General features: G+C 71.5%; 9 protein-coding genes. 6 read left to right on the top strand and 3 right to left on the bottom strand.

Features of this window, described 5'->3' with window-relative positions:
• The 3 genes from A6V29_RS16165 to A6V29_RS21995 form a co-directional block, all read right to left on the bottom strand.
• On the bottom strand, positions 1–306 hold a 306-nt coding region (locus tag A6V29_RS16165; RefSeq protein ID WP_212719493.1), incomplete at its 3' end, for a DUF2795 domain-containing protein.
• A gap of 51 nt (positions 307–357) precedes the next feature.
• Positions 358–573, bottom strand: coding sequence for a 4a-hydroxytetrahydrobiopterin dehydratase (locus A6V29_RS16160; protein WP_212719490.1), 216 nt, complete (start codon positions 571–573; stop codon positions 358–360).
• 821 nt (positions 574–1394) lie between these two features.
• Positions 1395–1529: a hypothetical protein gene (locus A6V29_RS21995; protein WP_283956371.1), complete on the bottom strand. Its 135-nt coding sequence runs from the start codon at positions 1527–1529 to the stop codon at positions 1395–1397.
• An 86-nt stretch (positions 1530–1615) separates the two neighbouring features.
• Here A6V29_RS21995 and yczR point away from each other — a divergent pair, with 86 nt between their 5' ends.
• The 6 genes from yczR (at position 1616) to A6V29_RS16125 (ending at position 12350) form a co-directional block, all read left to right on the top strand.
• Positions 1616–3061: a MocR-like transcription factor YczR gene (yczR, locus tag A6V29_RS16150; RefSeq protein ID WP_137161246.1), complete on the top strand. Its 1446-nt coding sequence runs from the start codon at positions 1616–1618 to the stop codon at positions 3059–3061.
• A 778-nt stretch (positions 3062–3839) separates the two neighbouring features.
• Positions 3840–4727, top strand: coding sequence for an alpha/beta fold hydrolase (locus A6V29_RS16145; protein ID WP_249933283.1), 888 nt, complete (start codon positions 3840–3842; stop codon positions 4725–4727).
• Between the two features lie 306 nt (positions 4728–5033).
• Positions 5034–6653: an acyl-CoA synthetase gene (locus A6V29_RS16140; RefSeq protein ID WP_283956370.1), complete on the top strand. Its 1620-nt coding sequence runs from the start codon at positions 5034–5036 to the stop codon at positions 6651–6653.
• Positions 6654–6678: 25 nt separating this feature from the next.
• Positions 6679–7854, top strand: a complete 1176-nt coding sequence (locus A6V29_RS16135; RefSeq protein WP_212719487.1) for an acyl-CoA dehydrogenase family protein — start codon at positions 6679–6681, stop codon at positions 7852–7854.
• Complete coding sequence (locus A6V29_RS16130) at positions 7851–8978, top strand: acyl-CoA dehydrogenase family protein (protein ID WP_137161243.1); 1128 nt, start codon at positions 7851–7853, stop codon at positions 8976–8978. The genes A6V29_RS16135 and A6V29_RS16130 overlap by 4 nt, the downstream gene beginning before the upstream one ends.
• A 774-nt stretch (positions 8979–9752) precedes the next feature.
• Entirely contained in the window at positions 9753–12350 is a 2598-nt protein-coding gene (locus tag A6V29_RS16125; protein ID WP_137161242.1) for a flavin-containing monooxygenase, read from the top strand.
• The last annotated feature ends 43 nt before the right edge of the window (positions 12351–12393 follow it).

Here is a 12393-nt window from a genome sequence, read left to right as displayed (position 1 = left end):
CCAACCTGTCAGGGCAGAACACCTAGCGGGGCCCGCGCATGTGCTCCGCGAGCCCCGCGGGGGCACGGGTGCGGGCTGCCCGGCCGCCCGGCTCGCCGATCGGCCGGCGCCGGGGTCGACGTGCACCGATCGCGCCACCTCCGCGCGCCTGCGGTATTCGACCGGCGGGATGGCCCGGAGGCTGCGGATCACCGCCTCCGATGCGCCAGCCCGCTCGGCTGCGTCGACCAGGGCCTCCTTGCCCGCCGGGTAGTCGACGTCCTCCAGGTACCGCAGGACGTCCTCAGGGGTGAGCGGATCGGTCACGGTGGTGCCTTCCGATTGATGGTCGTGGGTGTCTTGGCGCTCGTGGGCGGCTCAGCCGTGGGATCCGACGGCGGCGATCGCCGCGTCGATCCGTCGGGCCAGCTCGACGTCCATGTCGGTCACGCGGTCGAGCGAATGCGTCCAGACCTCGAAGGTCATCGTGTCCTGCAGGTGCTCGACCCGCGCATGGTGGGTCGTGTCCTGCTCGGCGCGCGCGACGGCGTCGCGCAGGGGCCGGTGGCGCTCCAGCGGGGGCGTGTGAGCCACCCACCGGCCAGAGGAACGAGGAGTAGAGGTGCCCGTCGGCCACCCGCTCGCGTGCGGCGGCCAGGACGGGGGAGCGGTCCACGAGCCGCGCATCCACCGGCATGCCCGGCAGCGCCTGGCAGCCGCCGTCCCCCCGCAGCACCACAGCTGCGGTGGCCCCCCGGACCAGCCGCGCTGCAGCGATCAGGGAACGCATCGGGTCGATTCCGCGCGCGAACACCGGCGCCAGCCGCCCGAGCCGGCGCCGGATGGCCGGAGACGGAGGCTGCCGGCTGCCGGATAGCCCTGCGAGATGGCCGACGTGCCGCCTCCCGGGTGCGAACAGGGCAACGCCCAGCCCCTGGTGGATACCGGAGGGGATCAGGCACTCGGCCCAGGTCGGCAGTTCCTCGGCCGGGTAGGGCAGGTCCGACGGGCCCAACGGCGGACGTGCCCGATCGGTCCCGGTGGCCTCGATGTCCCGCGCGACTTGGGGGCCGGCGAGGAACTCCGCGGTCCGCACGTCCAGGTCGACGCTCACCAGGGAGTGGTAGCCGTGGCCCAGCGGGTCGGCGAACGCCAGGAAGGCGCTGTCGAACGGGATGATCCGACGGAGGACCTCGAGCATCGCGTGCGCGCGCTCGGACGTGCTGCCGATCGAGGCGGCGGTCTCGGCCAGCAGCAGCTCACTTGCCTGTTCCGAGCGCATGGCCGCCCCTTGGCCACCGTTGCACTGCAGTCACCATCGTTCGCCCGGGTTGGTCCCCCGACCCCTGCGCCGTCATGCGTCCGAAGTTGGTGCCTGACAGAAGCCCTGCGGTCCAGCGTCTTTCACGTCCCTTTCACGGCAATGGGGCGCGAGTGGCGTAGTGGTCCAGGGTCGGGAGCGGACCCGGGTTGCCGGTGTACACGAGACGGACCGCCGCGCCGATCCCGAGCAGGGACAGAGCGCCCACCGTCAGGCACCAGATGAGCACCGAATCTCCCTCCGAGTGGACCTGCGTATCGCCATCCAATCGGGCTCTGACTACCGTGTATCGGTCCAGTCGGAGATAGTGGACCGATGAGCAAGGTGGTTGAGCGGGGGGCGCGGCTGTCCGCCCGCGCGCTGGTGGGCCTGCTGGGGGAGTGGAACGGCGACGGCCACGCCTACGTTGCTCTGGCCGAGCGTCTACGCCTTCTGATCAGGGATGGCCGCGTTCCAGCAGGGACCAGGCTGCCCTCCGAGCGTGAGATCGCCGCCGCCTTGCGGCGCAGCCGCACCACTGTTGTTGCGGCCTACCAGGCGTTGCGCGAGACCGGCCACCTGGTGAGCGTCCGCGGCTCCGGGAGTGTGGCGACCCTGCCGCATGCGGAGGCCGCCTCGCAGCACGCAGTCGACTTCGCGCACGCCTTGTCTCCGCCGGTCGAGGGGCTCGACGAGCTGGTGGCCAGCATGGGCAAGGACTTCCTGGCCGCGTTGGACGGGCCAGAAGTGGACCTGCTGGGCAACCCCGGTCTGCGTACGGCTGTCGCTCAGCGCTTCACCGAGCGCGGGCTGCCGACCGCGCCCGACCAGATCCTGATCACCCTGGGCGCTCAGCACGCCATAGCCTTGGTGGCCCATACCCTGCTCCACCGGGGAGACCACGCCCTGGTCGAGTCACCCACCTACCCCTACGCCTACGAAGCGCTGCGCCGCGCCGGCGCCCGGCTCACCGTCACGCCGGTTTCCGCTGAGGGATGGGACATCGACCACTTGATCGACCTGCTCGGGCGCCTTCGGCCGGCCCTGGCCTATCTCATGCCGGACTTTCACAACCCGACCGGAGCATCCATGCTGCCGGAGGATCGCGTTCGGGTACTCACCGCCGCCCGGCGCGCCGGCACGACCCTGCTGGTCGACGAGACAACCGCCGAACTCACCATCGATCGGCCCTGGGACGACGGCCCGTTCGCCCGCCACGGCCACCGAATGACCGGCGCCGGTTCTACAGTGCTCACCGTCGGTTCGCTCAGCAAGACGGTCTGGGGCGGCCTGCGCCTGGGCTGGGTCCGGGCCGAGCGCAGCATCATCCAGCGCCTCGTCCAGGCGCGCCCGGCTGGTGACCTGGGAAATCCTCAGATGGAGCAGATGGTCGGCGTCCGGGTGATGCAGGCACTACCCGACCTGCTCAACCGCCGTTCTGCCCAGCTCCGCGCCCACCGCGACGCGTTGTGCAGGCATGTGCGGGATCGTCTGCCGACCTGGCAGGTCCCGATGGTCCAGGGTGGCCTGTCGCTGTGGGTCGGTCTCGACCGGCCGGTCAGCTCCGCGCTCGCACTGCTGTGCCATACACGTGGCCTGGCGATCTCCGCCGGCCCGCGGTTCACCGTCGACGGCTCCCACGAGCGCTTCCTGCGGCTGCCCTTCACCGCGCCGCTGCCGGACCTCGAGCGCGGCATCACAGTTCTTGCCGACTGCTGGAACGAGATTCAGAGCTCTCCCCACCGAGTTCCCGCAGACCAGCACCTTCCATCCGTGCTCTGATCGGCGTGCGCTGGCAATCAGCGTCCGACAGCAGGCGACGAGGCAACCCGTGTACGCAGTTCGCCTCGGACTTCGGGCCATGGGCGGAGTCCCGGCGCGCCGCTCGTGCGTCGGCGGGCCCGTGATCGCTGCGCTGTAGCGGTACGACGACGAGGTCATCCGCCGTTGAGCACAAGAGCGGCGCCACAGGCCCGCTGAACTGACCGGACGGGCGCACGAGCTGGTCGAGACGTGGAGCGGGTGACGGGAATCGAACCCGCATGGCCAGCTTGGAAGGCTGGACACCCTCATCGCCATCTTGCCTGGTCAACCTGGGGGTAGGCCGGGAGCCGTGCCTTCCACGTGCCTTACGCCCTGTACCGCCACCGGAAGAGCGGCTCTTCAGCCGGGCGAACACGTCGCTGTAGGCGTGGGTCACGATGGGAAGGTCCGTGACGTCGCCGCGACCTCGTGCGCACCGGGGAGCTTCCCGTCGTCGCATCGCGGGGTGCCGGCAAGCGGCCCGGCGGTCCGGCGCCGGGGGCGCTCAGGACCTGGCGCCCCGAGAGGCTCCCGATCATCCGCCACGTCCCCCGGGGGGCTCGAGCGGTCAGGCCCCGCCGATCCAGACCCACGGGGCGGCGGGGCCGCCCCTTGCTCGATCGGACCCGGGCGTCGCTGCTCACCGGTGCGCGCCTTCGGCTTGACGGAGTTCGGCTGGTCGTCGGAGCGAGGCACCCGCCGCTGGATGCCCGGATCAGCGGGGATAGCCTGCCGTGGCGTATCGGAGGAGGATCCATTGGAGCACCACGATCCGTCGCCGGAGACGGCCACCACCCCCCGCTGGTTCTCGGCGGCGCTGGCCTCGCGCCCGGACCACGTGGACGTGGACGTGGACGGCTGTTCGATCCACCTCCGCTGCTGGGGGGACCCGGCGCTCCCGGGCCTGGTGCTGGTGCACGGCGGCGCCGCTCACTCCGGGTGGTGGGACCATGTGGCCCCCTTCTTCGCCAGCGAACAGCGGGTGGTGGCGCTCGACCTGAGCGGGCACGGCGACAGCGGTCACCGTGAGCACTACGACATGACCCTGTGGGCCACCGAGGTGATGGCTGCGGCGGCCGCCGGTGGGATCACCCGGCCACCTGTGGTGGTCGGCCACAGCATGGGCGGCTGGGCGGCGGCGACCACAGGTGTCCAGCACGGCCAGCGACTCACCGGCGTCGTCATCATCGACTCGCCCTTGAACGACCAGCCCCCGGAGGAGAAGGGAATCCGCCACCGGATGCGGCCGCGGCGGATCTACCCGACCTTGGAGGAGGCGGTGGCCCGCTTCACCACGCTGCCGCGCCAGGACGTGATGCTGCCCTTCGTCGCCCGGCACATCGCGGAGCAGTCACTCCGGGAGGTGGAGGGTGGCTGGACCTGGAAGTTCGACCCCGCGATGTTCGGCCAGCGCGCGTTGATGCGGGAACTGCTGCCCGCACTGCGCTGCCGGGCAGCACTCCTCCGGTCGGAGTTCGGGCTGGTCCCGCCGGCGATGGCCGTGCGGATGGAACAGTTGCTGCCCGTGGGGGTTCCGGTGATCGAGCTGCCCGACGCGGGGCATCACCCGATGCTCGACCAGCCGCTGCCGTTGGTGGCAGCCCTGCGCACCCTTCTCACGTCCTGGACCGCAGCGGCCCGCTGAGCTCGGCCCCCGCTGTCAGCGGCGCACCACCCGGAGCAGTGCTGCCGGGGCGCGGTGTCCGGTGCCCTGGCCGATCACCGGACTCGGCCTCCGTCCACCCTCTACAGGGTCCCCGTCGGCGAGGTCGGGGACGAGTTCTACGGCCGCTGGTCCTGCCGCGCGGGCCCATCCACGGCGCGGGCCTGTCCGTCGGACCGTGCGATGCCTAGGGTGTGCCGAGGCTCACACCGGACGCGGCGGAAGTACGAGCGCCAGGCGGAGTCGCTGCCCACTGGAGCGCAGTCAGAGTGAAGGGAGGGCACCCCGGTGTCCGGTTGGAGTTTCGCTCGGATGTGGGAGGCGTCGGCGGACGTCGTCCCGGACGCCCCCTGCCTGATCCAGGGCGAGCGACGTCTCACCTGGCGCGAGGTGGACCGGCGCGCGGACGGGGTCGCGGCCTGGCTGCTCGGCCTGGGGGTGTCCGAGCAGGACAAGGTGGCGCAGTACCTCTACAACCGCCCCGAGTACCTGGAGTCGATGTTCGCCAGCTACAAGGCCGGCCTCGTGCCGGTGAACACCAACTACCGCTACGCCGAGGAGGAGCTGGCCTACCTCTGGGACAACGCCGACGCGGTCGCCGTGGTGTTCCAGGGCGAGTTCGTCGAGCGCATCGAGCGGTTGCGCAGCCGGCTGACCAAGGTGAAGGGCTGGCTGTGGGTCGACGACGGCTCGGGCCCGTGCCCGGAGTGGGCGGTCCCCTACGAGCAGGTGGCTGTGACCGCCGTCGCGCCGCGGCAACGGGGCCCGTGGGACGTCGACGGCGACCACCTCTTCATGCTCTACACCGGCGGCACCACCGGGCTGCCCAAAGGGGTGATGTGGCGGCAGGACGACGTGATCATGAACTCCGCCGCGCTGCCCGATGACCGGCTGCCGGATGAGCCCGACTACGACCTCGTCCGGTCACGGATCGTCGGTCCCGGGCCGGTCGGCCTCCCCGCGTGCCCGCTGATGCACGGAACAGGAGTGCTCACCTCGCAGTCCGCGCTCAGCCGCGCCGGATCGGTGGTGCTGCTCACCACGCGCACCTACGACCCGGTCGAGCTGCTGGACGCCATCGACCGGCACAAGGTCAACAGCGTGGCCATCGTCGGTGACGCGTTCGCCAACCCCATGCTCCGGGCGCTGGACGCGGAGCCCGACCGCTGGAACCTGTCGAGCCTCGGCATCATGGCGTCCTCCGGTGTGATGTGGAGCGAGGAGACCAAGCAGGGACTGCTCCGGCACCACCCCGGCATGTTCCTGATGGATGCCTTCTCGTCCTCTGAGGCGCTCGGGATGGGCCTGTCGGTGTCCGGCGGGGATCAGACCGTGCCGACGGCGAGGTTCCAGCTCGGGGAGAACGCCGCCGTGATCGATGACTACGGCCGCTTCGTGCAGCCGGGGTCGGGCGGCATCGGCATGGTCGGCGTCGGCGGCCGGGTGCCGCTGGGCTACTACAAGGACGAGGAGAAGTCGGCGCGCACGTTCCGGGTCATCGACGGCAAGCGGTACTCCTTCCCCGGCGACTTCGCGACGGTCGAGGCCGACGGCAGCATCACGTTGCTCGGTCGCGGGTCGGTGTGCATCAACACCGGCGGGGAGAAGGTGTTCCCGGAGGAGGTGGAGGAGGTGCTCAAGACGCACCCCGGCGTCCGGGACGCCGTCGTCGTCGGCGTCCCGGACGAGAAGTGGGGCGAAGCGATCACGGCGCTGGTCGAGGCCGACCCGTCGGCCGGCGTGGACGAGGCGCAGCTGACCGCGCACGTCAGGCAGCGGTTGGCGGGGTTCAAGTCCCCGAAGCGGGTGCTGTTCGTGGACAGCATCGGCCGGGCCCCGAACGGCAAGGTTGACTACAAGCGGTGCAAGGCGACCGCTGTCGAGCGGCTGGCGCCGGTAGTCGGTTGAGGTCCCCGCGGGTGGAGGCGTCACGGTGAGCACCAGCGGCATGGACCTCGGCCTGCCCGGTGAGGACGACGAGCGGCGGCAGGCCGTCCGGCGGTGGCTGGCGGAGCATCCTCAGCCGACGCCGAGGCAGCTGGCCGAGGCCGGCTACGTGACGCCGCACTGGCCACGTCCGTGGGGACTGGACGCCGACCCGGTGCACCAGCTCATCATCGACGAGGAGCTCCAGCGGGCCTCGGTCCGCCGCCCGCAGAACCAGATCGCCATGGGCTGGGCGGGCCCGACGATCATCCACGCGGGCACCGACGAGCAGAAACAGCGCTACCTGATGCCCCTGCTGGCCGGCGAGGAGATCTGGTGCCAGCTGTTCAGCGAGCCGGGGGCGGGTTCGGACCTGGCCAGCCTGTCCACCCGCGCCACCCGGGAGGGCGACGGGTGGATCGTCAACGGTCAGAAGGTGTGGACGTCAGGCGCCCAGTTCAGCCGGTACGGCATCCTGCTGGCCCGCACCGATCCCGACGCGCCTAAGCACCGGGGCATCTCCTACTTCATCTGCCCCATGGACGCGCCCGGCGTGACGGTCCGGCCGCTGCGGGAGATGACCGGCGCCGCGCTGTTCAACGAGGTGTTCCTGGACGACGTGTACCTCGGCCCGGAAGCGCTGGTCGGCGAGGAGGGCGACGGCTGGAAGCTGGCCAAGGTGACCCTGGGCAACGAGCGGGTGAGCCTCTCCTCGGGCGGCGCGCTGTGGGGCGCGGGCCCCACCGCGTACGACCTTCTCGAGCTGGTGCGGCAACGGGGCGGGACGAGCGATCCGGGGCTGCGCGACCGGCTCGTCCAGCTCTACGTCCGGGCCGAGGCGCTGCGGCTGATGCGGCTGCGGATGCTGGCCGCGACCCTGTCGGGGCAGCAGCCCGGTCCGGAGGCTTCGGTGCGCAAGCTCCTCGCCGACGAGCACGGCCAGGACATCATGAACCTGGCCCGCGACCTGGCCGGACCGGCCGGACTGCTCGAGGGAGCGGGCCCGCTCGGAGAGCAGTCCGCCGAGTGGCACCGTGGCTGGCTGTTCGCGCCCGCGCTGACCATCGGTGGCGGCACGTCGCAGGTGCAGAAGAACATCCTGGCCGAGCGGGTGCTCGGGCTGCCTCGCGACGCCGACCCGGACGCCGGCCGCCCGTGGAACTCCGGTCGGGTGAGGGTATGAACCTGCTCCATCAGGTCGCGCTCACACCCGAGCAGGAGGACCTTCGCACCTCGGTCCGGCGGTTCTTCGCCACCCGTGCCGCAGAACCGCACCTGCGTGAGGTGATGGAGAGCGAACGCGGGTTCGACCCGGACGTGCACCAGCGGCTGGCCAGGGACCTCGGCGCGCACGGGCTGGCCGTGCCGGAGCGGTTCGGTGGGGTCGGCGCAGGATGGCGCGAGGTCGCGGTGGTCGCCGAAGAGGCCGGCCGGTGCCTGTACAGCGGCCCCTATCTGTCATCGGCCGTGCTGGCCGTCGCCGCGCTGCTCGCCAGCGGCGACGAGCCGATGTGCCGCGATCACCTGCCGGGCCTCAGCGGCGGCAGCACGGTGGGTGCGCTGGCCTTCGCCGAGGACGACGGCCGGTGGGACGCCGGAGGCACCGGCACGCGGGCAGTGCGCGCGGGCGACGGTTGGGCACTGACGGGGGCGAAGCGGTTCGTCGTCGACGGGCACGTCGCCGACCTGCTGCTGGTCACCGCCGCGACCGACGAGGGCGTGGGTCTGTTCGCCGTCACGGGTAACGCTCCCGGGCTGACGCGCGAGGTCCAGCCCGCGCTCGACCCGACCCGGCGCCTTGCCGCCGTCCGGCTCGAGTCGGCCCCCGCCCGGCCGGTCGGCGAGCCCGGTGACGGGGCGCGGGTGCTGGCGGAGGCCGTCCAGGTCGGCTCGGTCGTGCTGGCCGCCGAACAACTCGGCGGAGCGCAGCGGCTGCTCGAGCTGTCCACCGCCTACGCCAACACGCGGGAGCAGTTCGGCCGACCGATCGGGGCGTTCCAGGGGGTCAAGCACCTGTGCGCCGACATCTTGCTGGGCGTCGAGTCCGCCCGCTCGCTGGCGCACCACGCCTCGTGGGCGCTGGCCGAGGGTCGGGCCGACGCGCCGCTCCTGGCGGCGGCCGCCAAGTCGCTGTGCTCGGAGGTGTTCCTGTCCGCAGCGGCGACCACCATCCAGGTGCACGGCGGGATCGGGTTCACCTGGGAGCACCCGGCACACCTGTACTACCGCCGGGCCAAGAGCGATGAGCTGATGTTCGGCACGCCGGGCGAGCACCGGGCGCAGCTGGCGGACCGGCTCGGGCTGTGAACGACGGCGGCGACTTCCAAGGTCCGGTGCGACCGGACTCCCTGCGGGATTGGGCCCGATCGGCGGGCCGCGCGGCCAGTGCCCGGGTGCTCAGGGGGACACATTGCGGAGCCCGCGGACGGCGGTGAACGCAGCCCCCGTCCAGCCCGAGAGGGAGCTGACCGATCGGCAGCCGGGCCGGGCAACCGTGTCCAGGAGAGGGCGACCGCCGACGGCACGGATGTGCCGGCTCGGTGGGGGAGCGGTTCCCGGACTGTCTGCGGAGTCCTACGTCAAGCGTCCCCTCCGCAGGCGGGCCGGCGTGCGGCGGACCCAGGCCTCGTCCAGCAGATCCGAAACGAATCGGGAGGAGCTGTCCGAGCGGTTCGAACGCTCGACACGTCGCCGAGTACGCCGACTCCTGCCACCTCTTCGACGGTCCGGTTGTGGCACACGTGCGGGACCTGCTGCGGGAGCACTGCGAGCGAGAAGGGGCTGCCCGCCCTGGCCTCGGTCTGACGACTGCCCTGGCATCACCTTGCAGGCTCTGATGTTCGTTCGGGATGTCGGTCCGCTGTGCCGCGCGACCCGGGTCGGGAGCCGCCGACGCGTACACCGCGGGGGCGCAGGCGCTCGATCATCGGCCTCGACGGGTCCCGTCACGCCGGCGTCGCAGACACCGAGCGCACCCGCCGCTTCCACGACGTCGGCCACGGCGCGTGGTATCGGGGGACGGGCCGGACTGCTAGCTTCCGATGTGACAAGTGACCTTTGTCTCACACTCGGGGAGCGCGCATGGCTGCGGACGGGAACAACGGGGCTTCGGCGGGTTCGCAGGTGGACGTGGTGGTCGTCGGGGCGGGGTTCTCGGGCCTGTACCTGCTGCACCGGCTCCGGGCGGAGGGATTCTCCGTGCGGGTGTTCGAGGCAGCGAGCGACGTCGGGGGCACGTGGTTCTGGAACCGGTACCCGGGGGCTCGCTGCGACATCCCGACCACGGACTACACGTTCGGTTTCGACCCGGAGCTCGAGCGGGCGTGGACCTGGTCGGAGAAGTACGCCACCCAGCCCGAGATCCTGCGGTACCTGCAGTTCGTGACCGACCGCTACGACCTTCGCCGGGACATCACCTTCGACGCCCGGGTCGAGGGAGCCGAGTGGGACGACAAGACCGGACTCTGGGCGGTGCGGACCTCGACCGGTGAGACGGTCAGCTGCCGGTACTACGTGATGGCGACGGGCTGCCTGTCCGTGCCCAAGGCCCCTGACATCGAGGGCGCGCCGAGGTTCGCGGGCGAGGTGTACTTCACCAGCCGGTGGCCGCACGAGGGAGTGGACCTCACCGGCAAGCGGGTCGCCGTGGTCGGCACCGGCTCCTCGGGCATCCAGTCGATCCCGCTGATCGCGCAGCAGGCGGCGCAGCTGACGGTCTTCCAGCGGACGCCGAACTTCTCCATACCGGCGCACAACGGTCCGGCATCGGCCGACCGGCTCGGCCGGCTGGCCGCCGACCGCGACGCCTACCGCACGGCGGGGAAGTGGTCGCGGGGCGGCGTCCCGATGGAGGCCACCGACATCCTCGGGGGAACCGCCTCCGAGGACGTCCGACGGGAGCGCTTCGAGGCCGCGTGGGAAGCCGGCGAACTGTTCGCCATCCTCGGTGTCTTCGCCGACCAAGGGGTCGATCCGGCGTCGAACGAGATCGTCTCGGAGATGATCCGGGAGAAGATCAGGTCCATCGTCGACGACCCGGAGACGGCCGAGGCGCTGTGCCCGAAGGACCACTACTTCGGCACCAAGCGGCCGTGCCTGGACAGCGGGTACTACGCGACGTTCAACTCGCCCCACGTCCGGCTCGTCGACCTGCGCAGTACGCCGATCACGACGATCACCGAGGCGGGCATCGACACTGCGGCCGAGTCCTTCGAGTTCGACGTGATCGTCTACGCCACCGGGTTCGACGCCATGACCGGAGCCCTGGTCGGCGTCGACGTCACCGGACGCGCCGGGGTCACCCTGAAGGAGAAGTGGGCCGACGGTCCCTCCACCTATCTCGGGCTGACCACCGTCGGCTTCCCGAACTTCTTCGCCCTCACCGGGCCGGGGAGCCCATCCGTGCTGTCCAACATGGCTGTCTCGATCGAGCAGCACGTCGACTGGGTGACCGACTGCCTTGTCGACCTGCGGGCGAAAGGCATGACCAGGATCGAGCCGACGCCGCTGGCCGAGGACGGCTGGAACCAGCACGTCGCCGACTGTGCGGCGATCTCGCTGCACCCGACCGCCAACTCCTGGTACATGGGCGCCAACGTGCCGGGCAAGCCGCGGGTCTTCTACCCCTACATCGGCGGGGTGGACAACTACCGGGCCGTGTGCGACGAGGTGCGGGCGAAGGACTACCTCGGCTTCCGGCTCTCCGCGCCGGAGGCCGAGCAGTGCCACGACGGCGTCATCCGCCGGCTGCAGCCCGACGTCGCGATGGTCCTCGACGCCATGGCGCAGATGGAGCTGCCTCCGCTGGAGTCCATGTCGCCGCCGGAGGCGCGAGCGTTCATGGAGATGAGCAACGGGGCGCGACCGCCCGGCCCGGACGTCGGCGAGGTCGTCGACGGCGTGTTGCCCGGCCCGGCCGGCGAGCTGGAGTACCGGCTGTTCCGCCCCGGGTCGCCCGGGCCGCATCCTGTGGTCCTGTACTTCCACGGCGGTGGATGGGTGCTCGGCGACCAGGTGTCCGATGAGCCGTTGTGCCGCGACCTGTGCGTGCGCACCGAGGCCGTCGTCGTGTCGGTGAACTACCGCCACGCGCCCGAGGCGCGCTACCCGGCGGCCGCCGAGGACGCGTGGGCGGCGCTGCAGTGGGTCGCCGCGCACGCGATCGAGCTCGGTGGCATCCCGGACGACCTCGTGGTCGCCGGGTGGAGCGCCGGGGCCAACCTGGTCGCCGTCGTCACGCAGCGGGCGCGGGACGAGGGCGGCCCTGTCGTGCGCGGTCAGCTCATGCTGACGCCGGTGACCGACTCCGCCATGAAGACCCGGTCCTACCAGGAGAACGCCGACGGCTACGTGCTGACCGCCCCCCTCATGCGCTGGTTCTGGGACCACTACTGCGATCCCGCGCAGCGCGCCGAGCCGACCGCGACGCCGTTGCGCGGCAGGTTGGACGGTCTGCCTCCGGCCATCGTGGTCACCGCGGAGTTCGACCCGTTGCGCGACGAGGGCATCGCCTATGCCGAGGCGCTGCGGGCGGCCGGTGTACCGGTCGAGCACCTTGCGGCACGCGGTCACACGCACACGTCGCTGACCATGGTCGGAGTCGTGCTCTCCGGTGCGCGGGTCCGCGAGGAGATCGCGCTGCGGCTTGGTGCCTTGCTCCGCGAGCCGGTGGAGGTCTGACGGACCAGAGGCATGACGTCCGGTGGCGGTCGCACGACCGCCG

Source organism: Blastococcus sp. CCUG 61487, from assembly GCF_005222955.1.
Taxonomy (GTDB): domain Bacteria; phylum Actinomycetota; class Actinomycetes; order Mycobacteriales; family Geodermatophilaceae; genus Blastococcus.
This window is presented reverse-complemented; position numbering and strand designations above follow the sequence as displayed.

Excerpts from the sequence above, each read along its gene's own strand:
- A6V29_RS16130 (WP_137161243.1), top strand. The coding sequence starts at position 7,851 with ATGAACCTGCTCCATCAGGTCGCGCTCACACCCGAGCAGGAGGACCTT.
- yczR (WP_137161246.1), top strand. The coding sequence starts at position 1,616 with ATGAGCAAGGTGGTTGAGCGGGGGGCGCGGCTGTCCGCCCGCGCGCTG.
- A6V29_RS16125 (WP_137161242.1), top strand. The coding sequence starts at position 9,753 with ATGGCTGCGGACGGGAACAACGGGGCTTCGGCGGGTTCGCAGGTGGAC.